The organism is Nonlabens agnitus (genome assembly GCF_002994045.1).
In the GTDB taxonomy this organism is placed as follows: Bacteria; Bacteroidota; Bacteroidia; order Flavobacteriales; family Flavobacteriaceae; genus Nonlabens; species Nonlabens agnitus.
This window is the reverse complement of the sequence record NZ_MQUC01000003.1, coordinates 415,892-441,642: the sequence shown is the minus strand read 5'-3', so window position 1 is coordinate 441,642 and position 25,751 is coordinate 415,892. Positions and strand designations below refer to the sequence as shown.

28 protein-coding genes are annotated in these 25,751 nt (G+C 41.2%); 11 read left to right on the top strand and 17 right to left on the bottom strand.

The window, feature by feature from the left end:
- Positions 1-4: 4 nt before the first annotated feature.
- The 6 genes from BST86_RS02195 to BST86_RS02170 form a co-directional block, all read right to left on the bottom strand.
- Positions 5-466, bottom strand: a complete 462-nt coding sequence (locus BST86_RS02195) for a hypothetical protein (RefSeq protein ID WP_105981830.1) — start codon at positions 464-466, stop codon at positions 5-7.
- Entirely contained in the window at positions 463-1,155 is a 693-nt protein-coding gene (locus BST86_RS02190) for a hypothetical protein (protein ID WP_105981829.1), read from the bottom strand. Before BST86_RS02190 ends, BST86_RS02195 begins: the two co-directional genes overlap by 4 nt.
- 30 nt (positions 1,156-1,185) lie before the next feature.
- Entirely contained in the window at positions 1,186-1,734 is a 549-nt protein-coding gene (locus BST86_RS02185) for an RNA polymerase sigma factor (RefSeq protein ID WP_105981828.1), read from the bottom strand.
- A 127-nt stretch (positions 1,735-1,861) separates the two neighbouring features.
- Complete coding sequence (locus BST86_RS02180; RefSeq protein ID WP_105981827.1) at positions 1,862-5,008, bottom strand: efflux RND transporter permease subunit; 3,147 nt, start codon at positions 5,006-5,008, stop codon at positions 1,862-1,864.
- Positions 5,001-6,158 carry an efflux RND transporter periplasmic adaptor subunit gene (locus BST86_RS02175; protein WP_105981826.1) on the bottom strand — a complete coding sequence of 386 codons (1,158 nt, stop codon included), beginning with the start codon at positions 6,156-6,158 and terminating at the stop codon, positions 5,001-5,003. The genes BST86_RS02180 and BST86_RS02175 overlap by 8 nt, the downstream gene beginning before the upstream one ends.
- Positions 6,159-6,312: 154 nt before the next feature.
- Positions 6,313-7,782: an efflux transporter outer membrane subunit gene (locus BST86_RS02170; protein ID WP_242446442.1), complete on the bottom strand. Its 1,470-nt coding sequence runs from the start codon at positions 7,780-7,782 to the stop codon at positions 6,313-6,315.
- Positions 7,783-8,237: 455 nt separating this feature from the next.
- Between BST86_RS02170 and BST86_RS02165 the strand changes: the two genes are divergently transcribed.
- A complete protein-coding gene (locus BST86_RS02165) occupies positions 8,238-8,957 on the top strand; it encodes a Bax inhibitor-1/YccA family protein (RefSeq protein ID WP_105981824.1) in 720 nt (239 codons plus the stop codon).
- A gap of 1 nt (position 8,958) precedes the next feature.
- Entirely contained in the window at positions 8,959-9,804 is an 846-nt protein-coding gene (locus BST86_RS02160; protein ID WP_105981823.1) for a zinc-dependent peptidase, read from the top strand.
- Here the strand turns inward: BST86_RS02160 and BST86_RS02155 are convergent.
- The 5 genes from BST86_RS02155 to BST86_RS02135 form a co-directional block, all read right to left on the bottom strand.
- Positions 9,756-10,361 (bottom strand): hypothetical protein, encoded by a 606-nt coding sequence (locus BST86_RS02155; protein ID WP_105981822.1) that lies wholly within the window; start codon positions 10,359-10,361, stop codon positions 9,756-9,758. The two genes, BST86_RS02160 and BST86_RS02155, sit on opposite strands and share 49 nt — an antisense overlap.
- A 214-nt stretch (positions 10,362-10,575) precedes the next feature.
- Positions 10,576-12,267: an energy-dependent translational throttle protein EttA gene (gene ettA / locus BST86_RS02150; protein WP_105981821.1), complete on the bottom strand. Its 1,692-nt coding sequence runs from the start codon at positions 12,265-12,267 to the stop codon at positions 10,576-10,578.
- Entirely contained in the window at positions 12,264-12,677 is a 414-nt protein-coding gene (locus BST86_RS02145; RefSeq protein WP_105981820.1) for a hypothetical protein, read from the bottom strand. Before BST86_RS02145 ends, ettA begins: the two co-directional genes overlap by 4 nt.
- On the bottom strand, positions 12,678-12,854 hold the full coding sequence (locus BST86_RS02140; protein WP_090756521.1) for a CAL67264 family membrane protein: 177 nt from the start codon (positions 12,852-12,854) through the stop codon (positions 12,678-12,680).
- 48 nt (positions 12,855-12,902) lie between these two features.
- Positions 12,903-14,057 (bottom strand): THUMP domain-containing class I SAM-dependent RNA methyltransferase, encoded by a 1,155-nt coding sequence (locus tag BST86_RS02135; RefSeq protein ID WP_055412226.1) that lies wholly within the window; start codon positions 14,055-14,057, stop codon positions 12,903-12,905.
- 44 nt (positions 14,058-14,101) lie between these two features.
- Here BST86_RS02135 and BST86_RS02130 point away from each other — a divergent pair, with 44 nt between their 5' ends.
- Both BST86_RS02130 and BST86_RS02125 read left to right on the top strand, forming a co-directional pair.
- Positions 14,102-14,911, top strand: coding sequence for a class I SAM-dependent methyltransferase (locus BST86_RS02130; RefSeq protein ID WP_105981819.1), 810 nt, complete (start codon positions 14,102-14,104; stop codon positions 14,909-14,911).
- Complete coding sequence (locus BST86_RS02125; RefSeq protein WP_242446441.1) at positions 14,908-15,579, top strand: ZIP family metal transporter; 672 nt, start codon at positions 14,908-14,910, stop codon at positions 15,577-15,579. The genes BST86_RS02130 and BST86_RS02125 overlap by 4 nt, the downstream gene beginning before the upstream one ends.
- 36 nt (positions 15,580-15,615) lie before the next feature.
- Here the strand turns inward: BST86_RS02125 and trhA are convergent, their stop codons facing one another.
- From trhA to mnmA, 5 genes are read right to left on the bottom strand one after another with little or no spacing between them, the layout of a single operon-like run.
- Positions 15,616-16,248 carry a PAQR family membrane homeostasis protein TrhA gene (trhA, locus tag BST86_RS02120; protein ID WP_105981818.1) on the bottom strand — a complete coding sequence of 211 codons (633 nt, stop codon included), beginning with the start codon at positions 16,246-16,248 and terminating at the stop codon, positions 15,616-15,618.
- Positions 16,241-17,194, bottom strand: a complete 954-nt coding sequence (locus BST86_RS02115; RefSeq protein ID WP_172443299.1) for an NAD(P)H-dependent flavin oxidoreductase — start codon at positions 17,192-17,194, stop codon at positions 16,241-16,243. Before BST86_RS02115 ends, trhA begins: the two co-directional genes overlap by 8 nt.
- A gap of 43 nt (positions 17,195-17,237) precedes the next feature.
- A complete protein-coding gene (locus BST86_RS02110) occupies positions 17,238-17,450 on the bottom strand; it encodes a putative signal transducing protein (protein WP_105981816.1) in 213 nt (70 codons plus the stop codon).
- Between the two features lie 10 nt (positions 17,451-17,460).
- Complete coding sequence (locus BST86_RS02105; RefSeq protein ID WP_105981815.1) at positions 17,461-19,047, bottom strand: S8 family serine peptidase; 1,587 nt, start codon at positions 19,045-19,047, stop codon at positions 17,461-17,463.
- Between the two features lie 9 nt (positions 19,048-19,056).
- Complete coding sequence (gene mnmA, locus BST86_RS02100) at positions 19,057-20,235, bottom strand: tRNA 2-thiouridine(34) synthase MnmA (RefSeq protein WP_105981814.1); 1,179 nt, start codon at positions 20,233-20,235, stop codon at positions 19,057-19,059.
- A gap of 153 nt (positions 20,236-20,388) precedes the next feature.
- Between mnmA and BST86_RS02095 the strand changes: the two genes are divergently transcribed.
- From BST86_RS02095 to BST86_RS02080, 4 genes are all read left to right on the top strand, one after another.
- Positions 20,389-21,360, top strand: a complete 972-nt coding sequence (locus tag BST86_RS02095) for a fasciclin domain-containing protein (RefSeq protein ID WP_105981813.1) — start codon at positions 20,389-20,391, stop codon at positions 21,358-21,360.
- Complete coding sequence (locus tag BST86_RS02090) at positions 21,361-21,828, top strand: transcription elongation factor (protein WP_105981812.1); 468 nt, start codon at positions 21,361-21,363, stop codon at positions 21,826-21,828. It begins immediately after the preceding gene.
- Between the two features lie 162 nt (positions 21,829-21,990).
- Entirely contained in the window at positions 21,991-22,977 is a 987-nt protein-coding gene (locus BST86_RS02085) for a fasciclin domain-containing protein (protein WP_105981811.1), read from the top strand.
- Between the two features lie 108 nt (positions 22,978-23,085).
- Positions 23,086-23,559, top strand: coding sequence for a DUF1569 domain-containing protein (locus tag BST86_RS02080; protein WP_105981810.1), 474 nt, complete (start codon positions 23,086-23,088; stop codon positions 23,557-23,559).
- Here the strand turns inward: BST86_RS02080 and BST86_RS02075 are convergent.
- Positions 23,556-23,996 carry a hypothetical protein gene (locus tag BST86_RS02075; protein ID WP_105981809.1) on the bottom strand — a complete coding sequence of 147 codons (441 nt, stop codon included), beginning with the start codon at positions 23,994-23,996 and terminating at the stop codon, positions 23,556-23,558. The two genes, BST86_RS02080 and BST86_RS02075, sit on opposite strands and share 4 nt — an antisense overlap.
- 159 nt (positions 23,997-24,155) lie before the next feature.
- On the opposite strand from BST86_RS02075, the gene trmD reads away from it, so the two are divergent.
- The 3 genes from trmD to rplS all read left to right on the top strand — a co-directional run bounded on the left by trmD (position 24,156) and on the right by rplS (position 25,720).
- Positions 24,156-24,836 (top strand): tRNA (guanosine(37)-N1)-methyltransferase TrmD, encoded by a 681-nt coding sequence (gene trmD / locus BST86_RS02070; protein WP_105981808.1) that lies wholly within the window; start codon positions 24,156-24,158, stop codon positions 24,834-24,836.
- A gap of 49 nt (positions 24,837-24,885) precedes the next feature.
- A complete protein-coding gene (locus BST86_RS02065; RefSeq protein WP_105981807.1) occupies positions 24,886-25,239 on the top strand; it encodes a T9SS type A sorting domain-containing protein in 354 nt (117 codons plus the stop codon).
- A 127-nt stretch (positions 25,240-25,366) separates the two neighbouring features.
- Positions 25,367-25,720: a 50S ribosomal protein L19 gene (gene rplS / locus BST86_RS02060; RefSeq protein ID WP_055412213.1), complete on the top strand. Its 354-nt coding sequence runs from the start codon at positions 25,367-25,369 to the stop codon at positions 25,718-25,720.
- The last annotated feature ends 31 nt before the right edge of the window (positions 25,721-25,751 follow it).

The following is a 25,751-nucleotide window of genomic DNA, read 5'->3' as shown; positions in this document are numbered from 1 at the left end:
GAATCTATCTGCCTCTAGTGCGGTATTCCTGCAATATCTTTTTTCTAAATTCATATTCAGCCTTTTTGAGTTGTAAAAATCTCTTTGGGCCTATGATTTTGATAATCTTTCTGTTGCGCGCTTCAAAATTAGACTCGTTGAGGGCTGCTTCAATATCAAACATGCCATCAACAAATTCTTGTGCTTGATCTACGGACATAGTATTAAAGCTCTTAGCCATATCATACATCAATTTTTTCTTTTTAATCTTCAAGTCATTACGCTCTTCCTTGATATCGTTAAAAATGGGCCAGAATTTCTGCGCCTCTTCTGAGGTGAGTTCAAGTTCTTGCGTCAGGAATGACACTTCCATGGCTTCAATCTTATCTGTGGCACTGCGCACCTCTTGGTAACTGGTACGCACTACTTGTGCCATCGAACTGACAGATGCCATTAGGGCTATGGTAAATACAGTTATCGTTTTCATTCTTCCAACATTTGGTTCATATCTACCTCATCTGCAAGGTAGTTTAGCAATTCATCATTACTTATAGAGGTTTCAAAATTTGCAGTATCGAGAATATCAGTATCTGAGTATAAAATATTAATCGCGTCGCGATCAGATATAAAGTCTGTTTCAGCTAAATAAAGAGCTATCTCTTCATTTTCCAGATCTTGAATGGTCAGTGCATTTTGAGGCCAGAATCCATCTATAGCAAGAGCAGCAACAAATATGGCGGCAACAGCAATCATTGGAATTACCCATGATGGGTAATCTCTTTCCAGCTTGACTACTGGCTTATCGACAGTTGCTTCCAGTACTCGTTTTTCCAGTTGCTCAAAATAGTTATCTGGTGTAGTAAATGGTAGTTCCTTATCGTTTGCAGAACGCTCACTTTGCGCCACTGTGTTCATCACACGATCTTCCAAACCATCAAAATAACCTTTAGGCACTTCAAAACCATTCGCATTGACCGCATCTGCATCCTGATCAGAACGCACGGCATTCATAATACGATCCTCCAAGCCGTCAAAATAACCAGAAGGCACAGAAAATTGAGAATCCTCACGCTCTTGCGCAGGTTTCACGTTATCGCACAACCGATCTATGTTTGCCTTAAAGTATCCTTGCGGTACTTTAAAACCTAAATCGTTATGTGTGTTCTTCTTTTTCATGTTTCTATGACACCAATTATGGCGATTAGTTTAATCTCCCTTAAGGTAAGACTCTATCTTTTTTGCTGCTATATGATAGCTTGATTTTACAGCGCCTTCACTAAGTTCCAAAATTTCGGCGATATCCTTAAACTTGATCTCGTCGTAGTACCTCATGTTAAAAATCTCCCGTTGCCGGTCTGGTAATCTTACCAGTGCTTTTTGGAGTTGCATTTGTACATCATCACCCGTGAAATACACATCTGCTTCCAGTTGCTGCACTAGGTAATCTTGCATTTCGGCACTGTTGATCTGGACGATTTTAGATTTGCGTTTGAGAAAGGTCATACTTTCATTGTATGCAATTCTAAACATCCAGGTACTCAATTTACTATCACCTTTAAAATTAGGCAAGCCTCTAAAGATCTTGATAAAGACATTTTGCAGCACATCATCTGCATCCTCGTGGTTGAGCAGGATCTTACGTATTTGCCAGTAAAGGTTTTGCTGATGTTCTTTCACAAGCATGCGAAAACCTTTGTCCAGTGACTTAGGGTTTGCAATGAGATCAAGAATTTCGCGGTCGGTTGTTTGGCTCATTCAATAGTTTTGACTCTTAAAAATAATAAAGGTTTAATGTTTTTCTAGTCGTTGACAAAAATCAAATGGAGTCTCTTTAAATTTAAGGAGTTCGATTCATTTCAATGTAGCCAGTACTAAGAGATTTCTATGAATCATCTTCGTCTTCTTCTGTAAATAATTTCCCCACCACCTTTTCATGCAAATTCTGAAATACAATGAAGAGCATAGGCACGAATATGATCAATAATAGTGTACCCACAAATAAGCCTCCTGCGGCACCGGTTCCTATGGAACGGTTACCTTTAGCGCCTACTCCAGAGGCGATAATTAAAGGAACCATACCTGCAATAAAAGCGATCGAGGTCATCAAGACTGGCCTTAATCGTTCCTTAGCTGCTTGGATCGCAGCATCTTTTATGGATTCTCCATCTCTACGTTTTTGTTGACCAAACTCTACTATCAGAATCGCATTTTTTGCCAGCAAACCGACAAGCATGATCAAGGCGATCCTGAAATAAATGTTGTTTTCTAATCCGAATAGGTACGTAAATAGGTAAGAACCTAGGACACCTAGCGGCAAAGAAAGAATTACCGCCAATGGGATGATGTAGCTTTTGTATTGAACAGCCAAGAAAAAGTACATAAAAACCAAGCTAAGTACAAGAATCACTTGTAATTGACCTTCTGCCTCGATCTCTTCTCTAGTCAAACCATTGAAACCTAATTTATAGCCGCGTTTCAAACTCTGGGCTTCTTCTTTGATGGTAGCAATTGCATCACCGGTACTGTAACCTTCCTGAATGGATCCATTAACACCAATGGCATTAAACAGATTGAATCTATTTATGGACTGAGCACCGTTGATCTCTTTTAGAGTGAAAAACTCTGTTATGGGCGCCATTTCTCCTTTATCATTGCGAACAAAAATCTTTTTAAAATCCTCTTTGGTTCTACGGTACTCTGGTAAGGCCTGTACGTAAACCTTATACTGCTTTCCAAACTTGCTAAAGTTTGAGGCATATATTCCACCAATATAACCTTGTAAAGATCCTAATATCGTATTTGCATCAATTCCTGCGGCTTTGATTTTAGGTAAGTCCAATTCAATTTGATATTGAGGAAACTCATTGCTAAACGTGGCTCTCGTCATGGCAATCTCGGGTCGTTGATTAAGGCGTGCAGTAAGTTTTTTTGTTTCTTGATTAAGATCGTCCAAGGATGCGTCGCTTTCACTTAAAACATTGAACGAAAAACCTCCAGAACCACTATAACCAGGCACCTGCGCTGGCTGGAAAAAGGTCATTTGCGCATCTGGAAATGAAGCGGCAACCCCATTGAGCTGTTTAATAATCGAATTGATGGATAAGGAGTCCGCATCTCTTTCACTCCATTTCTCTAAGGGTAGATAGGCCAATGCATAAGAACCTCCAGTACCATTAAAAAAATTGGATCCTGTAGAAAACGATATTGACTCAATGCCTTCGATGTTTTTAGCTTGCTCACTAAAATCTGCCATGATCTGATAGGTACGATCCATGGAAGCTCCATCTGGTAAAGTCACGTTTGCAAATACCACTCCTTTATCTTCAGTTGGCACAAAACCTTTAGGAATGTTATTATTGATAAAAAAGATAGCTCCCAAGGCAACGGCAAGCACAATACCCGTAATTACAAGTTTACTGCTCAAACTATTTAAAACGCTCTCGTAACGATCCTTGAGCTGGTCAAACTTCTGATTAAAGCCATTAAAAAATCGCCTTAAAAAGCTTTTGTTTTCTTCTTCGCCGTCTTCAGGTTTTAGGATTAAAGCACTTAATGCTGGACTTAACGTGAGTGCGTTTATAGAAGATATTACAATAGAAATAATCAACGTGACTCCAAATTGCCCAAAAAAGATCCCAGTTGGACCTGTCAAAAAAGTTACCGGAATAAACACTGCTGCCATCACAAGGGTCGTCGCGATGATTGCTCCTGATATTTCCTTCATCGCATCTATACTGGCCTTTCTAGCGCTTTTTTCACCGTTTTCCATTTTGGACTTGACAGCTTCTGTAACGACAATGGCGTCGTCAACAACGATTCCTATGGCAAGAATCAGCGCGAATAATGTCAAGAGGTTCAAGGAATAGCCCAACAAATTCAAGAAGAAAAACGTTCCAACTACAGATACAGGTACCGCAATAGCTGGAATAATAGTCGTACGTATATCTTGTAGAAAAACAAAAACAACGACAAAAACCAGTGCAAATGCAATCAAAAAAGTATTGATCAAATTATCAATGGACGCTTCTAAAAAATCATTGATATTGTAATCAATGATGTAGTCCATTCCTTTCGGGAAGTCTGCCGCTAGTTGCTCTAGTTCTACTTCAAGGTCTTGAATCACCTTTTGTGCATTGGATCCAGGCGATTGAAAAATCCCTAAACCTACAGATCGTTCACCGTTAGTTTCTGAAATGGAAGTATAGCTAAAGGCATCCAGCTCAATATCTGCCACTTGCTTAAGTGTCAAATACTGATTATTGTCGATGGCTTTCAGCACAATATTTTCGTACTCTTCGATCGAACTGAATCGGCCTTGATACTGCAGCGTATATTCGAATGCAGTACCTGAATTTTGTCCCAAAGTTCCTGGTGCCGCTTCCACGCTTTGCTCGTTCAATGCCGCGAGAACGTCAGATGGTTGCAAGGCATAGGCCGCGAGTTTATCTGGTTTGATCCAGATGCGCATGGTGTATGCCTTACCACTGCCTGATGAGACCTGTGCTACTCCTTCAATTCTTTGAAGAACTGGAACCACTTTGATATCAATATAATTCTGCACAAAAATCTCGTCAAAATCATCTGTTGTGCTTCTAAAGGATAAATACATCAACGAGCTATTCTGCTTCTTTTGAGTGACAATACCGCTGTTAATGACCTCTGCAGGAAGTAATGGATTTGCCCGTGCCACACGATTTTGAACATTTACCGCAGCAATATCAGGATCGGTTCCTTGTTTGAAGAAAATGGTAATGGTGGCATTACCACTATTACTCGCCGTCGAGGTGATATAATCAATGCCTTGTACACCATTGATTTCCTGCTCGAGTGGCACTACAACGCTTTCCAGAATGGTCTGTGCACCTGCACCTGGAAATGTTGCCGTTACCTCGACCGTTGGTGGCGCGATCTGCGGATATTGGGTCACCGGCAGATTATTAAAGCCAAGTATTCCCAAAATCACCACCACAATAGAAATCACGGTAGATAAAACTGGATTATCGATAAATATTTTGAGGAATTTATTCATTCCTAAAGGTGTTTTTTACATTTCCCAAAACACTATCCAAAGCAATAAGCCTAGGCTTGATCTTACTACTATCCTGCACTTTTCCAAGTCCTTTGGCTAGAATGGTATCACCTACTTTAATACCTGAATTGACAATCACCACATTCCCAACACGCTTTTCTATATCGACAAGTGTATTATAAATGGTATCCTTATTGGCCAGCTTAAAAAGATAGGTAAGCGTTTGTTGTTTATAAGTGGATTCTGCAGGTACCACAACAACGTTATTGTAAGCAATCGGAATTTTCATCAAACCACTATATCCATTGAGCAGTACGCCATCTGGATTGGGAAAAATCGCTCTGAATGTGATGCTTCCCGTAGAACTGTTGATCGTACCCGTTGTGGTTTGGATCCTTCCCTTTTGATTATAGTTGTTACCGTTGGATAATTCAAAAACCACTTCTGGAAAGTTTGCTATTTTCTCTTGAAGTGTGGTTCCCTTAGTTTCCTTTAAAAATGAGACATAATCTTTCTCATCCATGGAAAAGTAAACAAATACACTATCGTTCTGGCTTACGGTGGTTAACGCCATGGCATCCGTTGGTCCCACAAGAGAGCCTAACCTATAAGGCAATGAATTGATGCGACCGGTCACTGGACTCACGATGGTCTTGTAATTCGACATGCGCTGTGCACTGCGATACACGTTTTCACTTTCCTTCAATCTTGAGTTTGCCTGTTCCAGGCCAGCTTGTGCTTTCTTTAATTCCACGTCACTGATGATGCCGTCTTTTACCAGTGGTATGAGTTTATCCACATCAACTTGTGCGTTGTATCGATCTGCACGGGCAATGCCTATAGCATCACGCGCAGCTTGAGCTTCGGCTTGCAAGGGTTCTGCTTCCAGTTCAAACAGCAGGTCGCCTTTTTGCACGTACGCACCTTCATCCACATAAATTTTTTCAATAAATCCTTGAATTTTAGGTCTTATCTCGATGTTCTTGACACCTTCCACATTAGCGGGAAATATTGTGGTGTCATTTACTGTTCTCTTTTCTACCTTCAGAACGGGCAACTGCGGTATTCTTTGCTCTTTTTGCTCTTCAGAACATGAGCAGCAAAGCGCCAATGTCATCAGGCAGGACAATATGATGTGATAGGTCTTCATAATATATAGCTTCCCAGAATATCGCTGGGGTTTAAATTTGTTCTGATGGCTTCGGTTGCGTCATTAGCCCACTTGTTTCAATTTATATTTCAAATCATGAACTCTATTAAAGCGATGAGGTGTGTTTGAAATTCGCTTTCGCGAAAGCGTAACTTCAATCATTCTTCTTCTCTTCATTAGACAACATGGTACTTGCAGGTTCAATCTTCTTATTCCAGCCGCCACCCAAAGCACGGTACAACTCTACGGTTGCGTTAAGCTGATTGAGTTTTAGGTTTACCAATTCAATCTGGGCATTCAATTTGTTGGAATCTGCGATGAGCACCTCTAGATAACTGGAAAGACCGCTTTGATAAAGCCGGAAGGAATAGTCTGTCGCATTGTCGAGAAATTCCACTTGCTCCTGTCGCACCTTGTATTGTTCTGTAAGCGAGTTTTGGGTAAACCACGCATCATTAACCTCTTGATAGGCTGTCAACAAGGTCTGTTTGAACTCCAGTGATGCGGTTTGTTGATTGATTTGAGCTACCTCAAAATTGGTCTTGATTCTTCGGTTGTTCAAAATGGGCTGTGCCAGACCGGCGACAAGTGTATTAAACAATGAAGCGCTACTTATCCAGTCGCTGGCATTCACACTTCTAAATCCAGCAGAAGCTCCAATATTTAATTGCGGATAAAAATCTGCTCGCGCCACATTTTCCAGCTCAAAGGCATTAATTAAGTTGAATTCTGCCTGCACCACATCGGGTCGGTTTCTCAATAATTGCGACGGCAATCCTATCTCAATTTCTCTATCCAGAAAGGTACTATCGATCTTTCCACGAGAAACCTCTTGCGGGTTTTTCCCTAATAGGACGCTGAAAGCATTTTCGGCAAGCTTGATTTGCAACTCCAGATCCAGTGCGAGCAATTCTGCAATCTTCAATTGCGAACCAGATTGTTGCACGGCCACTTCACGTTCCAGACCAGCTTTTTTAAGTTTTTCTGTGATGTCAAAACTTCCTTTTCTGGCTTCCACAGCCTGCTGGGCAATTTCCAACTGCTCGTCAAGTGCCATGAGCAAGTAATATTGCGAGGCCACATTTGAAATGATAGAAGTCTTGACCAGTCGTTGTCCAGCCTCGCTCTGTAAATAAGCTGCAGCTGTTGCTCTTTTGTTGCTGGTAATGCCACCCCAAAGATCAATTTCCCAATCCAGTGTCCCAGTAAGGTCATACTGTTCAATGCGTGAAGGAACATTGCCATCGCTGGACTGGTTTCCTTGACGAGCTTGCTGTCCCTGAAAACTATTATCACTAAAATCTGATGAATTGACCGACGCGTCCACATTCAAAGTAGGTACGTAACCAGCTCTTCCTTGCCGATATAATGCCTGCGATCGATACACATTTTGAAGTGCCAGACGCATATCATAATTGTTAGTAAGTGCTTCATCAATGTAGTCTAGTAGTAATGGGTCATTGAAAAAACACTCATAAGGCACCATAGCCATTGAGGTAGAATCGATTTCCTTAAAGTCCCTATAAACGGTTGGGACGTCCAGTTCTGGTTCTTGGTAATTTTTAGTCACCAGACAAGAATGCGTTAAAAAAGCAATGAGTATGAGTAGTAGAATCTTTTTCAAAAACAATCTTACCTTTTATATATTCGTTTGCGATCCTTATAAATTGTGACCGGCAATGGATATTTTGAAAATTAAGGCAGCAAGCCACAATTAAATGATAGGGAAATGTGAAAGTTGCCTCGAGGAAGAAAAGTTTTCACGTAATGACTATTCTGGAAAACATTGAAATTGCTCAAGCTGACGGAACCAGTCGAATAATTGAAGCATCTATAAAGTTCGATTTAACTAGGTCCTGTTAGGCACTATTATTGAAACCCACAACAATGTAATCATTGAGTCAATAAAAGAGTTTAAGATTAAAACTTTTGAGATTTTCTTATGCTTTTATCGCAATGCCTAATGGATACGTCTATAGATTTATTAAATATCTTTGTTACATTGACTGCTATAGAAGTAAAACAATCCATTAAACGTTTTCTTCTATAGTCAGTAACAGCAAACTCAAATTAAAAAACATGGAAACTACCGAATATAAAAACACAACGACATATCAGCCTTTGATTGAGGTTACGGACCATACCCGAGCGGCATTTTACCGTAAGACCTATGGTCATGTGGCTCTTGCTACCTTACTGTTTATTGTTATTGAAACAGTATTGCTACGCATCGATCCGCTGGTAGATCTTATGTTGTCTCTTACCCAAGGATGGAAATGGTTACTGGTTTTAGGCGCTTTTATGTTTGCGACTAATTATGCTGAAAAACTGGCGCATACCACACACGACAAGACCAAGCAATATCTGGCGCTTTTCCTATTTGTACTGGCAGAGGCGATCATTTTTGTACCGCTGCTTTACATCGCGATTTACTATCTGCAAGGCGATTATTTTGCAGTCATCAATCAAGCTGCAATCATGACACTAGCTCTATTTACTGGATTGAGCGCCGTAGTATTGATTACCAAAAAAGACTTTTCATTCCTACGCAGTATTCTTGCCATAGGCTTTTTGATAGCCGTAGGTGCGATCGTTGCCGGGATGATTTTCGGTTTTAATCTAGGACTGTTCTTTAGTGCTGGAATGATTGTTTTAGCCGCTGGAACGATCTTATATCAAACTTCGCAACTAGTCCACAAATATTCTACAGATCAATATGTAGGTGCATCACTTGGGCTTTTTGCTTCATTAATGCTATTATTCTGGTACATCTTGAGCATCTTCATGTCAAACGACTAATTTGCCAAGACTGCTAATACCTAGTGACACGCAGCAGTGGTTGGCGCCATACGGGTATGCGCTTGTTGGGCTCATACTGCTTGCTGCGATCATTCATCTTATCTTGAGATACCTGCAAAATCGAAAGGATTTTCTATGGTATAGACAAGTGGTAAGCTGGAGAAGGTTATCGCTTTCGCGAAAGCGAACTCTTCAAGAATTCTCCTTTTATAAAAATCTCTCGCCTAAGTATCAAAAACAGTTTGAACATCGTGTTGCATGTTTCATAGCCTATAAAAGTTTTAACCATCGTTATGGGAAACCAGTGCAGGATCATCAAAAGGTCACGATAGCCATTATTGCGGTAATGCTCACCTTCGGTAGGCGTAATTATATGATGGATAATCTGGAGACCATTTTGATATTTGACACGCCTTTTGAAAGCGCTGCGAATCAAGCCTTACACAAAGGTGAGTTCAATCCCAGAGCAAAAGTGCTGGCCTTGTCTTGGCCTGATGTGCTGGCAGGAATACAGGTAGAAGACGATAATTTCCATCTAGCGCTGCACGAATTTACTCATGTGATTCATATTGAGAGCGAACGCTCGCAACACATAGATGCCTTGAGATATCATAAATACCATCATCTTTTACTGATGGCCTTAAAAGATCGAGAAGTACGGAATAGGTTGGAACTTTCTCAATTTTTCAGAGACTATGCGTTCACAAATCAGTACGAATTTATGGCAGTACTCACGGAGTATTTCTTTGAGTCACCGGTAGCTTTCCAGAGCGAATTCCCTTTACTGTTTCAGTATATTCAAACGGCGCTTTTGTACAAAACCGACTGGCTTACAGGATTGGAATGAAGCTGTTTTGGTCGTTTGAGTCCGCTGGTGTTTAAAGCCAAGTGAGATAGGATATCCAAAACCGAAGAAGTTTTTACCAAATCCTTAGCCTCCAAACCATAGGTGCGTTCCCCATTACGAATGATAGCCATCGACTGTACGGCACAAATTCTATCGCTAAAATGACTTCTAAATTCACCAAAATATTTATTTGCCGCGTTTTCAATCAGACTTATTTTATCCAAAAGATCCTGAGAAACCGTTGAAGCTACAGAAGTCTCAAACCTCAAACATTGATCAACTTGGGTAAAACGTTCTATCGATTTTGAGTTGGTCACATCAAGTTTCAATAAATGAATGAAGTCATTAATGGCAAACACCAATTCACTTAATTCTTGTTTTGAAACGACTTCTGGAAGTTGATGTGGATTTTTTGGTATGCTAACAGAATGTCTTGAACTTTCTACTTTCACATTTAGGTAAGCCAGAAATGAGACGATACCTAGACCTTTAGCATCTTGAACCGAGATCCTACTCTGAGCTAACTGAATTTTTAAGGATAGTAAATTTCTTATCATCTATTGCAATTCAACGGGTTAAAGGTAACCCTACTTACACGATGGAAAAATATCCCATGTAGGGTGTTTCTTGCCTCTATTAGAAGTTAAAAGAAACCTTTCAAACTGTTAATTGTGAAGCGCCTAGATTGATGCAAAGATTAAACAAAAGATAAAAAAACTCCCATCAAGAATAATTACCTGATGGGAGCTATAAGTGTCGTAATAAGAAAGCTTAATCTCTTATCAACTTTTTATATCTAATTCTCTTAGGAGTTACATCACCCAATCGCTTTCTCTTGTTCTCTTCATATTCTGTAAAGCTACCTTCAAATGAATAGACCTGAGAGTCACCTTCAAACGCAATAATGTGTGTACAAACCCTATCAAGGAACCATCTATCGTGAGATATGATCACCGCACAACCAGCAAAGTTTTCCAGTCCTTCTTCTAGTGCACGTAGGGTATTCACATCTAAATCATTGGTAGGCTCATCGAGAAGCAGCACGTTTCCTTCTTCTTTAAGAGTCATGGCAAGGTGCAGCCTGTTGCGCTCACCACCAGAAAGCGTTGACACTTTCTTATTTTGCTCAGAACCTGAAAAGTTGAAACGACTCAAGTACGCCCTAGAGTTTACCATCTTGCCACCCATCATCACCATATCTTGCCCGTCTGCAAAATTCTCCCAGATGGATTTATCCTGATCTATATTACTGTGTGTTTGATCTACATAGGCTAGCTTGACCGTTTCACCTACTTTGAATGAACCTTTGTCTGGTTCTACCTCATCCATAATCATTTTGAAAATGGTCGTTTTACCAGCACCATTGGGACCTATGATTCCAACAATACCGTTTTGTGGCAGTACAAAATTGAGGTCTTCATATAATAGTTTATCGCCAAATGCCTTACTCACGCCATTAGCCTCGATAACATTAGTTCCCAATCGTGGTCCATTGGGTATATAGATTTCCAGCTTTTCTTCTTTGGCTTTTTGGTCCTCGTTTAAGAGCTTGTCATAGTTATTCAAACGAGCCTTTTGCTTGGTCTGGCGACCTTTGGCTCCTTGACGTACCCAATCCAACTCACGTTGTAGGGTCTTGCGACGCTTGGACTCTGTTTTTTCTTCTTTGGCAAGACGGTCACTTTTTTGCTCCAACCAGCTAGAATAGTTTCCTTTCCATGGAATCCCTTCACCACGATCCAGTTCTAGAATCCATCCTGCAACATTATCAAGGAAATATCTATCGTGAGTTACAGCGATAACGGTTCCCTTATACTGAGCAAGGTGTTGTTCCAACCATAATACAGATTCTGCATCCAGGTGGTTGGTAGGCTCATCCAGCAATAGGATTTCGGGTTCTTGTAGTAATAATCGACATAAAGCCACGCGTCGCTTTTCACCACCAGAAAGATTTTTGATGCTCGCATCACCTGGCGGCGTGCGCAGTGCATCCATCGCGATTTCAAGTTTAGTGTCCAGTTCCCAGGCATTAACGGCATCAATCTTATCTTGCAATTCTGCCTGACGGTTCATCAACTTCTCCATCTTGTCTGCATCAGAATAGTTCTCTTCCAGTCCAAAATCGTCGTTGATCTTATTGTATTCGTCCAGAATCGCAACCGTTTCGGCGACGCCTTCCTTGACGATTTCCATAACCGTTTTGGACTCGTCCAGTTCTGGTTCCTGCTCCAGGTAACCTACACGGTATCCTGGCAAGAAATTGATATCTCCTTGGTAGTTTTTTTCTTTCCCTGCGATGATCTTCAACAGCGTGGATTTACCAGAACCATTGAGACCTAAAATCCCGATTTTGGCGCCGTAGAAAAAGCTTAGGTAGATGTTTTTAAGCACCTGTTTACCGGTACTTTGGTAGGTCTTTGAAAGACCTGACATTGAAAATATTACTTGTTTATCGTCACTCATTGTAATGAAATTTTTTCTTTAAAAATGGTATGTAGTTGTTCTAGGGATTGATCTGTGTATCGCTTTCGCGAAAGCTTAATATCCTCTAACCCCTCAACTCGTATTAATAATCCCAGATCTTGAAGGCGTACTTGCTTGACATCAGCAAATAGAAATCCTATGGTTTTGTGTCCCAGCAGTTTCATGGTCACGCTTTTGGAGCCGTAAGAAACCGCGTTTGAAGTCGTAAAGCTATCCATGCTCAAATAAGCAAAAAGCGTGATGGCCAAACCAGCAGCAATGTAGGCGTAAACGACCGGTGCATCTAGAAACCAACATAAAAACGCTATGATAAATAGGGCAGTAGCGGCGTAAGTAATGCGCAAATACTTCTTACTGTTCAGGTTTTTAATTTTGATTTCCCGTTTCATTTAAACGCGACCCTTCAATGCATTGAATACCCAAGCGATCGCAAAAAATCCTATGCCTACTGCGGCAAAACCATATCCTGCCACTTCTCTATATCTAAAAGCGCCCAGTGCAATAAGTCCAACACCTATAATGATCATGATTAGGGTTGCCCATCCTAGAACTCCGTTCTTATTCATTGCCATATCTAATGTATTTTAAATAATGCGGACTGCAAATATACACTCCTATTGATCCTGTTTACTGGCTTTTTTTGAACCGCGATACATTTCATATTTAACCAGTCGCGCTTCCAATTTACCATTAAAAAGCTTGATCCTGCGGGATGCTTTCAAGCCTACATGCTTCAAGGCTTCCAGATTTCCGGTGATCATCCATGCCGTGCTGCCCGCATACCTGCTTTTCAAGGTATCGCCTATTTCTTTATAGAAGGCCTCCATATCAATCTCTAATCGCTCATCATATGGTGGATTGAACAATAAAAAAGCCTGAGCGCTTTGTGAATCCCTAAAAAAGTCTCCTTTCTCGACGCTAACAAAGTCTTGAAGGTTAGCATTCTTGACATTTTCTATGGCCTTTTCTACCGTGTAGCCATCAGCATCGCGAGCGATGATTTTACCGTCAAAGCCACGCATCTTCTTCAAACAGCTGGCTTGAATATTTTCAAACAATTGATTGTCATAATCTGGCCATTTCTCAAAACCAAATTCCTTTCTATTGATATTAGGTGCAATGTTAGCACCTATCATTGCCGCTTCTATAGCTATCGTTCCGCTACCACACATGGGATCAATAAAAGTCGAGCGCTGGTCCCAATTACTAAGCAGAATTATTCCAGCAGCGAGCACCTCATTGATCGGCGCCACATTAGTCTGATCGCGATAACCTCTTTTATATAAAGGATCTCCACTCGTATCTAGCGATACATCAACCGTTTGATCGTTGATATGGACAGAGATGCGCAAGTCGGGATGCTTGGTATCCACATCTGGACGCCGACCGTGTTTCTCACGCAATTGATCAACAATCGCGTCTTTGGTTTTTAGAGCAACATATTGACTGTGGTTAAAGTACTGAGAAGAAACCGTGGCGTTTACCGCCAGCGTATCGTGCGGCGTCAAGTATTTTGACCAGTCCATTTGATAGATGCCATCATAAAGGTCTACCTCAGTTCGCGCTCTAAAACTATGAATAGGTTTAAGAATCCTGATGGCCGTGCGCAGCATCATATTGGCTTTATACATAAAACCTTGATCGCCTGAAAAACTCACCATTCTCACACCTTTCTCGATATCCATCGCACCTAGGTTTCTAAGTTCGGTTTCCAGGACTTCTTCAAGGCCAAAAAGGGTTTTGGCAATCATCTTAAAATTTTGCGACATGCGATACAGTTTTGAGCCGCAAAATTAAGGTATTTTTGCCGCCTATGAGCGAGACAAACGACCAGACTACATGGTATTCCAGTTGGTTCGACACGCCTTATTACCACATCCTCTACAGGGATCGTGATTATATTGAGGCTGGTCATTTCATGAAGCGCCTCACGCAACGTCTGGAGCTGGACCAACAGGCTCACATCCTGGACCTGGCTTGTGGCCGTGGCCGCCATAGCATCTTTTTAAACCGATTGGGTTACCGCGTTACCGGTGTGGATTTGAGTGAGAGTAGTATCGCTTTCGCGAAAGCGAAACTAGACCACATCAAGTCTGGAAATCTAGAACTGGGCGAATTAGGAACCGGAAAGGTCCAACTGGACCGCATACAATTTGCGGTGCACAATATGACCCAACCGTACCCAGAGAAGTTTGACGCCATCTTTAACCTGTTTACCAGTTTTGGCTATTTTGACAATCCAGATGACAATCTCAAGACCATACAGGCGATCAAACAAAGCCTGAAACCTGATGGTTATGGCGTGATCGATTTTTTCAACTCGCATAAAGTGATTGAAAATCTAGTTGCTTATGACGAAAAAACCGAAAAGGGAATCACCTTCAACCAGTCGCGCAGGTTTGAGGATGGTCACATCTATAAAGACATACGTTTTGAGGAAGATGGAAATAAATTTCATTTTACAGAGCGCGTCCAGGCATTGACCCTAGAAGATTTTAAATCCTATTTTGCTACCGCTGGACTGCAACTGGTCGCTACATATGGAGATTATCAATTAGAGCCGTTTAATAAGAAAACCAGTGACCGTCTTATATTGGTCTTTCAAATAGCAAAAGCATCATGATGAATTTGTGGTTGCCATTTCTCGCTGTCGTTATAGGCAGCGCAACGGCATTTATATTTAAAGAAGTTTCTAGGCAGCGCATGAAGTTATTGCTGGCATTTTCTGGAGCGTTTTTATTGAGCGCCGTGGCCACAGAATTTCTTCCCGAGATTTATGAATCTGGTGATGCAACTTTTGGCATTTACCTCATCGCAGGTGTTTTTGTACAGATCATTCTAGAGTTTTTCTCAAAAGGAGCTGAACATGGTCACCTTCACGTACATCATGATGTTACTAAATTTCCCATCGCGTTATTTGTAAGCCTATGTTTACACGCCTTTCTGGAAGGTATGCCGCTGCAAGAAGCTAATGGTATGACCTATGGTGTGGCGATTCACAAAATACCTATCGCCTTCATTTTTACAGGATTCCTGATTGCTAATAAGGCTTCAGTTACTAAAATACTTTTGGTCATTTCCATTTTTGCGATCATGTCTCCGTTGGGAAGCATCATCGCACAATACGCAGATTTCGCTGACGCCTACATGCTTCCCATCAAGGCATTAGTAGCTGGGATCGTTTTACACGTTTCTACCACATTGATTCTGGAATCCAGTGATGGACACCAATTCAATCTTGCCAAAATGATTGTAATGCTGGCTGGTGCCGGACTGGCTTTTATGATTTAGTATTTCGCTTTCGCGAAAGCGATACATCCATCACGTCTATTTCAATATGAGCCATACCATTATCAAGTGACTCAAGCTACCGCCTAGAACAAAAAAGTGCCAAATGACGTGGTTGAAGTATAGCTTGTTCCAAGCGTAGAAAACAATTCCAACCGAGAAGAAAATGCCTCCAGCAATAAGCCACATCATCTGCTGTGCGCTAAAGGCAGCTTGCAAGGATTCCAGATCCAAAACTACCATCCAACCCATCACCAGATATAATATGCTCGAGAAAGCTTCAAACTTACCAGTAAAGAAAAGTTTCCAAATCGTTCCAAACAAAGCAACGCCCCAAACTGCTGCCAGAATGAGCCAGCCACTACTCTGCTCCAGACTGATCAAGCAAACTGGCGTATACGTTCCTGCAATGGAAAAATAAATGGAGATGTGATCCATCTTGCGCAAGGTCCACTTGATTTTTTCTGGCTTGGCATAGTGATATGAGGTGGATGCTGCATATAAAAATAATTGCGACACACCATATATAATTATGGCGAGCAGTGCATAAGATGCAGCACTTGATGATGCTTGCTGCAAAAGAATAACACTAGTGCATGCAAATAGGATAAATCCAAAACCATGCGTGATGACGTTCCAGCGCTCTTCCAGAGCGGTTTGTGCTCTAGGCATACAAGGATTTTTCCATCATTTCTTTGCGGGCCGCTTCATATTCTCCGACCATGTCTTCAACGACTTGGGCCGCAGGAATGATGTCATCAATCAATCCAGATACTTGACCTATTTCTAACTCACCATTATCGAGATCACCTTCAAACATGCCTTTTTTTGCTCTGGCTCTTCCCAGCAATTGGGTCAGATCTTCCTTAGTTGGCGATTGCTGATATAATTCCTGCACCTGATTCCAGAATTTGTTGCGCATCAATCGTACGGGCGCCAATTCCTTTAGAGTCAAGTGGGTATCACCTTCACCTGCTTCTACAATCGCTTTTTTAAAATTGATATGACTGCTGGCTTCTGGAGTACAGACAAACCTACTACCTACTTGAACACCATCAGCGCCCAATGTCATTGCTGCCAGCATGGCTCTACCCGTAGCGATACCACCAGCGGCCATTAAGGGAATATCAATAGCTTTTGCGACCTGTGGTATCAAGGTTAAGGTGGTGGATTCTTCACGTCCATTATGGCCACCAGCTTCAAAACCTTCTGCCACGACGGCATCAACTCCAGCTTCTTGAGATTTCAAGGCAAATTTCACGGAACTTACCACGTGAACTACTGTAATTCCTGCTTCTTTTAATTGTGGAGTGTAGCTTTTGGGATTACCAGCACTAGTGAATACAATAGGCACTTTTTCCTCTTTGATGATTTCCAGAATCTCATCCAGATCAGAGTAAAGTAAAGGCACATTCACACCATAAGGTTTGTTTGTAGCTTTCTTTGTTTTTTGAATGTGTTCGCGCAGCACATGTGGATACATCGACCCAGCACCTATCAGGCCTAAACCACCTGCATTGCTTACGGCACTGGCCAGTTTCCAACCGCTTGCCCAGACCATACCGCCTTGAACAATGGGATATTTGATTTGAAAAAGTTGAGTGATTTTATTGCTCATCAATTAGAATTCTTTCTCGCAAGATCTATAAAATGATCTTGAATTAGGATATTGATGCGATCAATTCTTGGGCTTTCTGCGCATCTTCTTGTGAAACAAAAAGTTCTACACTGTTCTCAGGTACTCCAAAGCCTGCCAATCTACTAGACTCGGTTTCATCTTTGACAATTACCGAAATGTTGTTATTTTCCAAAACGTCTGCCATACGGTGTACGGTTATGGAATCACTGGTAAATATTTTGATATGATTTTTCATAAGTATTGTTCTAGTTTAAAGCAATCTTAAACGCTTTCTCCTTCCATCTAAAAAGATAGATCCCGCTTGAGAATCCGTTTAAATCTATGGTGTCCTGTGGCAGGATGTTTTTATCGATCAACAATTGACCTTGAAGGTTGTAGAGTTGGAAAGGAATTGCGCTTTCGCCTTGAGCGATATAGACGTGTAAAATACGGTCCTTAACATAATACTTCAAATCATCCATGGCGGTAACTTGCTGGCTGGACAAGGTTTGAAAGGTCTTGCCGAAATCTGGAATACCGTAGCCTAACTGGTTGTCTGGATTTGTGGCCTGAGATCCTGAATCTTGAACGGCTTGCATGAGCTGTGCTGGCGTCAAATTGGGATAAGCCTGCAGTAAGCACGCCATCGCTCCAGCGATGACAGGACCACTGTAACTGGTACCATTTCCCGTCACAATCTGACCGTCATTCTCATGTACTAGTGCGGTGGCAGATCCTTGAGCGACTATGTGCGGACGTATGCGTCCATCGACCGTTGGACCTATACTGGAAAAACTGGATTTTATACCACTTGCGGTTACCGCGCCTATCGCAAACACACCTGGAGCATCTGCTGGTGCAGCAATCCACGGATAGCTGGCACTATTCCCAAAATTTCCAGCACTGGTCACGACCAGCACTCCTTTTTCACTTGCTATGGTCGCGCCACGAGAAATCACAGAAGTACCATTCATATCTTGATACGTAAGGCTTTCATTGGAATTATCAAACCCCAGATATCCCAACGAGACATTCATGACATCAACACCTAAAGAATCGGCGCGCTCTGCAGCGGCGACCCAGTAACTCATTTCGACTGGAGTTTCACTGGCGGCGTCTTCAGTTCTAAATAGGTAGTAGCTGGCATCTGGAGCCGTGCCTATATAATTATCAGTCGCTGTATTGATTTGCCCGGCGATAATGCTAAAGACTCGTGCGCCGTGAAAATGATCGCCATAAAAACTAGCGTCACCAGCTACAAAGTCGTAGCCACTTACAATTCTGTTTTCTGATCTAGCGGTCTCAAAAGCTCTATTGATATCTACATTAGGGAAACCACTATCAGTTATGGCCATTAGGATTCCATCGCCGGTAAATCCACGATTATGCAAATCATCCAAACCTATCATTTCAATCTGATTAGTGGCAGCGCCATAATTGGCAGGTAAGGTGATGTCTTCATTGAATTTTTCTCGTTGACCGACAGTCGCATTTTTGGTCTGGTCTGCATATTCCACTCGATCCACAAAACTCAAATTCTTCAAGATTTCCAAGTTCTCAAAAGTTGCCACCACATGTACAGCATTGAACCATTTAGATTGAGTACGGTAATCTATACCAGGCTGTGATTTAACGGTGTTCACATAATTCTGATTCATGGGAACGTCACGCTCATCGATGGCAATGCCGTGACGTTGCTTGCGATCCAATGCCCGTTGCGTAAGAATGGTTGATGGATTCTCCAGCGAACTCTGCACATTAGGCTTATCCTTAAAATAAACCAGTGCATGCAGTTCTTGAGCAGAAAGCGATACCGTGAAAAGCATCACTATTAAAACGACTAGAGATTTCATATCTGAAAGTTAAGCAATTACGCCAGAACCCAAACACTCTCCATTTTTATACCAAGCTGCAAACTGTCCTGGTGAAATCGCACTCTGTGGCGCATCAAAAATCATATAAAGTCCATCTTCTCGCTGGTACAGCTTGGCTGGCTCCAACTTTTGACGATACCGTATGCGACCCATGACTTCCATGGATTCGCCTACTTCCAGTTTCAAATCAGTTCTTATCCAGTGCACTTCATCTGGTTGTATCACGAGCCCGCGGCGATACAAACCGGCATGGTCCTTTCCTTGACCTACATAAATCGTATTGGTATCCACATCAGTCTCAATGACAAACAACGGCTCTGGAGTGCCACCTACATTCAAGCCGCGGCGCTGGCCACGTGTAAAATAGTGTGCTCCTTGATGCTGACCTTTAAGGATTCCATCAGATTCTTGATAAGTTCGCTTTCGCGAAAGCGAAACCACCTCATCATCACTGCTCAATTCTGACATTCTGGAAACGCTTAAATGCGTTGGTATCTCTACGATATTTCCAGTTTTGGGTTTGAGTTGCTGCTGTAAAAAATCAGGTAGTCGAACTTTACCAATGAAGCACAATCCTTGACTGTCCTTTTTGCCTGCAGTGATCAAGCCTTTTGCGGCAGCGATCTCGCGCACTTCACTTTTTTGAAGATGACCTATAGGAAAAAGGGTTTTGGCAAGCTGCTCCTGCGAGACTTGGCATAAAAAATAGCTCTGGTCCTTGCCGGCATCCGCTCCAGAAATCAAATGATGAATGGTATTTCCGTTTTCTTGTGTGGTGGTTTTCTGGCAGTAGTGACCCGTCGCAACAAAGTCTGCTCCAAGGTCCAAGGCGATATCCATAAAAACATCAAACTTGATCTCTCGATTGCACAGCACATCAGGATTGGGCGTGCGGCCGCGCGCATACTCGTCAAACATATAGTTGACAATGCGTTCCTTGTATTGCTCACTCAAATCGACGGTCTGGAACGGTATTCCCAGCTTATCAGCCACCAGCATTGCATCGTTTGAATCTTCCAACCATGGACACTCGTCACTGATGGTAACGGTGTCATCGTGCCAGTTCTTCATAAAAAGCCCTATCACCTCATGACCTTGCTCTTTTAAAAGATGCGCGGCGACACTTGAGTCTACTCCACCAGAAAGTCCTACTACTACTTTTGCCATGCTGCAAAAATACGTCAGTTCGCAACGATGCGCGATGTGACGGCATTTGATTTGTTGATGCCCGCGATTTTTTTGTCTATGGAAATAGTTGAATGAGTTTTACACCGTGAACGCAATAGGCTAGCTGCATAATCGTTATTTTGCAGCACGTTTATGAGTAGTACTATGAAGAAGTTTTTGAATTCATTTTTGTTTTTGAGTGTTTTGGTGTTAGCGGTTTCCTGTGTGGATGACGATGATAACATGAATGTGATCAACGGCCCAACGGCACTGGATTTTCTAGAAGAAAGTCCAGATCATACTAGCATGGTGGCAGCCCTAGAACGTACCCAATTGGATTTTACACTGGATCAAGAAGGTAGTTTGACCATTTTTGCACCTAACAACCAGGCGTTTTCAACCTTTCTTGCAGCCAATAGCTACAGTAGTATCGAAGCTGTGCCCGAGGACTTATTGAGAACCATATTGTTGTATCATGTGCAATCTGATATCAAAACCACTGGTCAATTCAATTCTCAATATTTCAAAACATTGGCGCAAGTAGGCAATGCCCAGATCGATGTATTTGTAGAAGTTGAGAACAACACCTTGCGTATCAATGATGAGTCAACGGTGACAGATCCCGATAATCGCGTGAGCAATGGTATAGTTCACATCGTTGATGATGTGCTGGATTTACCCAGCATTTATACGCTTATTAGTTCCAATCCTAATTTTTCAAATCTGACTACGGCTTTGGATCAGGAAGGTTTAAGTATCGTACTGGACAATAATGACGATGCATCTGCACCATTTACGCTTTTTGCACCTAGTGATCCAGCTTTTGCTGCGTTCATAGCTTCAGACCCTAATGATCAATTTGAGACCATTCAAGACGTGCTGGACCAGAATAATTTTGACGATAAGTTGCTGTATCATGTTTTGGGTAGTCAGGCATTGCGCCAGGATGCCTTTGAAAATGGCGCGACGATTGATCCTTTAGGAACAGGAACTTTTACCGTAAATACGACTAGCGGTATTTCAATCATTGACGGCTCGGGAAATACCATCAATCTTGTAGCGACCAATATTACTGCTTTCAATGGCGTGATTCACACACTGGACTTTGTACTGCAACAGCAATAGATGGACGAGACAAGCTGGATTCAATTTAAAACTGCCATTCATAACAAATGCCTCGAAATAGTGCAACAGCAGTTGGATACCATACAATCCAGTATGGATCAACTGATGGAAGCCAAAAGCAACGAAACAAAAAGCAGTGCCGGCGATAAATATGAAACCGGTATGGCAATGATCCAGAACCAGGAAGATCTTTACAAAAGACAGCAAATTGATGCCAAACAACGTTGGAATGTACTTCAAAGCATAGACTCTCAAGTAACCAATAACTCTATAGGAACAGGAACATTAGTGCATCTATCTACGGGCTGGTTCTACATAGCTGTTGCCATTGGAAAAATTGAAGTCGATCATAAAGAGGTCTATATTATTTCTAAGGCATCACCTCTGGGTACTTTATTACGAGGGAAAAGAGAAGCTGATTCTTTAATATTCAACCAGAAAACAATATTGATAAATTCAATTTTATGATCTAACTAATGTTTTTGTTTTACGATCTTATTTATTAGCTGTAGGAAGATCGAACAAAGCCATATTAGATCTATAAAGGATTGTTAAACAAAACTTGTTTAACATTTTGTTCAAAACCGTTAAACAGAATGGGAAATAATTTTAAAAAAAATATCTTTTATTATGAAAACCCTATTAAAACCTTTAGCAGTTGCATTCCTAGCAATTGCAGCAATCAGTGTAACAAGTTGTGATTCTGACGACGACGCAAACCTTGTCATTCAAGACAGTGCTTTTGACATCACCGTCAATAATCCAAACTTTTCCACCTTAAAAACGGCCTTAGAAAGAACCGGATTAGATGCAGCATTGGATGATCCTACAGCTACCTTTACCGTTTTTGCGCCTACAAATGACGCTTTTGAAGATTTTCTTGAAGCAAATGATTTTACTACACTGGACGAAATCCCACAGGATGTTCTTGAAAATGTATTAAGAAATCACGTTTTAGGTTCTGTCAATAGAGCAGCAGACTTGGAGTCCAACTATTACAAAACCTTAGCAGTAAACGCAGATGGAGATTCCTTTGATATGTTTATCAATACTAATGACGGTATTTTAATTAACAACTTTGTATTTGTTGAACTTGGTTCATCAGACATTCCGGTTAGTAACGGAGTTGTTCATGTTGTTGACGAAGTAATTACCCTACCAACAGTAGCGACCCTTGCGGCGTCAAATCCAACGTTTTCAAATTTAGTTACCGCTCTAAGCCAAGAACAATTAGTTCCCGCACTACAGAATACTATGACTACTGGAACAAATCCAGCACCATTTACAGTATTCGCTCCAACAAATGATGCATTTCAAGCTTTAATTGATGCAGATCCTAATGATGGTCTTAATTCTATTGCAGATGTACTTGCCCTAGATAATTTAGACGCGATCCTATTGTACCATGTGGCTTCTGGTGCCGCAGTGCGTCAAGAAGATATCACTGATGGACTGGTCGTAGACCCGATAACCACAGGAACTTTTACTATCAACACTACGAATGGTGTTACCATTACAGATGGCTCTGGGAATAATGATATTGAAGTTATTGCTACCAATGTTACTGGAAGTAATGGTGTAGTTCACGCTATTGACTTTGTGTTACTTCCTGAATAGCAGTAAATTATAATTTAAAAACATAAGCACTTTTCCAAATTTGGAAAAGTGCTTTTTTATGGTCAAAGATTCACAGATACCTCTATCTTGTAATTCAAAATTAAGTCCATGAAAAATCCTTTGCAAAAACAATTTGACCAACTTGAAACTTATCTTGAGAAAGGAAATCTGGTGGCGCCCAATGTTTCGGCTAAAGGGATTTACTGGCACATTGATCACAGTTTACGCATTCTGGAAGGTGTTCCAGAAATGATGCGCCAGTCAAAGCCAGAGGACTTCAAACCTAAATCTTCCTTGCTCAAGTTTGTGATTATGAATACAAGCTGGATGCCTCGTGGCAAGGGAAAAGCTCCTAAGGATGTACTGCCAGATGAAGGTGAGTTAGATAAAGATTCAATTAAGGTGCGATTGGATCGCACATTCCATCAGGTGAATTCCATTAGGGATCTGGATGAAAAGGCTTTTATGCGTCATCCATTATTTGGGTCATTGGATAAAAAGGAAACGATCAAATTCCTAAAGATCCACACGCATCACCACATCAAGATCTTGAAGGATATCGTCAAGAAAAGTAACGCTTAAAAACCTATGGGCGTTTTAGGTTGAGGTTGGAACAACGCCTTGACTTGAGGTTTACTCAGTTCAATAATTGTAAAAACACCCAAAGCAATTCCCAGCATCCCAGTAAAGCAGTTGAGGATACCAACTACAAAAATAAAATTATAGCCCTTCCGCGAGTTGATTTTTGAGGCTGCGATAAGCGTCAAAATCCCAAAAGTCAAAAGGACTACAGCTCCTATAGTTCCTACGATTACAAAAATCCATTGCATGGCCTCTGGAAAATGCGCTTCATTTTGAGCCGGGTTTGGAAACGTATTTACCATCGCTTTAAAAAAGGTGCCCATAAAGGCATATCCTATAAAAAAGAACATCCCTAAAAAGTTAAAGCAGGCCTTCACAATGTAAAGGATGCGCAGTAGATTCAGATTATTATCGTTCAAGGGTTGAGTCGTTTGCATATGGTGGTAGATTAGTTGCGCTTTCGCGAAAGCGATAAATTCATCAAATTCTAAACAGTGTTTAAACTAACGTAAAAAGATATATTCCAATAAAAAACGAAGCTTCTTGCATTACGGCATGTTTTTAGAAGAAGTACTTTTGCCCCAAAGTTATTTATTTTGAGAATAGACATCATTACCGTACTACCAGAATTAATCCAAAGTCCTTTTGAAGCGTCTATATTGAAGCGCGCGGTCGAAAAAGGAATCGTGGAAGTGCACATGCACGACCTGCGCAGATATGGTTTGAACAAGTACAACCAGGTAGATGATTATCAATATGGAGGTGGCGCCGGCATGGTCATGATGATTGAACCTATTGATAAAATGATTACAGAGTTGAGTGCAGATCGCAAGTACGATGAGATCATTTACATGACACCAGACGGAGAAACCTTGAATCAAGGCATCGCCAATCAGTTGTCATTAAAAGAGAACATCATCATATTATGTGGACATTATAAAGGAGTTGATCAACGTGTGCGGGACCTGTATGTGACCAAGGAAATTTCCATAGGCGATTATGTATTGAGCGGTGGCGAGTTGGGTGCTGCCGTATTATGTGACGCTGTGATAAGGCTGATTCCCAATGTGATAAGCGATGAAACTAGCGCGCTGACGGACAGCTTTCAGGATGGACTACTGGCGCCACCGGTATATACTAGACCAGCAGAATATAAAGGTGCCAAGGTTCCTGAAATTTTATTGAGCGGTAATCTGCCTAAAATTGATGAATGGCGAGAAGAACAAGCATTTAAAAGAACAAAAGAACGACGACCCGATCTTTTAACTGATGATTAATATCGACAAATAACAAAATAATTGTAATTTTACACGTAATTAGACACTTATGAAAATACTTATACTCTCTTTTCTTTTAGGCGTGATGGGTTTTTCATCTTACGCAATACCATTAGAACAGCCTACGACGGTGCATTTTCAGCTGGACCAAAAGCCAGAAAAAATGACCTTGCTGGCAAATCCTATTAAGGATGGCACACTCAAATTGTCATTTGAACAAGTGCGTAGTGAGTCTGTGAACGTGGTTATCATCAACTCATTGGGCAAGCGTGTTTTTGAGTCCAAACGCAGCCTTAACAATCAGACCCAAGTGTTTGATGTATCTTCATTAGCATCAGGAATTTACTTTTTGCGTGTGAATACAGATCAATCCAACTTTGTCAAGAAACTGATCGTACAATAGCAAGATCATTTTTATTTGATTTTTTTGGTATAATTATTTAATAATCCTATTTTTGCGCCTCGTAAAAAATAACCTCTGACGATAATCGTGCATGTTGTTTGTTTACCTAACACATTAATCTATCAAGATGACTGATTTAGTAAAATTCGTTCAGGACGAGTTTATCACAAAGAAAGAATTTCCAAAATTTGGAGCTGGAGATACCATCACGGTATTCTATGAAATTAAAGAAGGTGAAAAGAGCCGTACGCAGTTTTTCCGTGGTGTAGTGCTACAGGTTAGAGGTTCTGGAGCCACTAAGACATTCACCATTCGCAAAATGAGTGGTAACGTAGGTGTTGAGCGTATTTTCCCTATGAACCTTCCAGCAATCCAGAAGATCGAATTGAACAAAGCAGGTAGCGTACGTAGAAAACGTATCTTCTACTTTAGAGAACTTACTGGTAAGAAAGCCCGCATCAAAGAGGCTCGTAGAAAATAATCTACCCTATCATTTCCCTTTAAAACCGCTT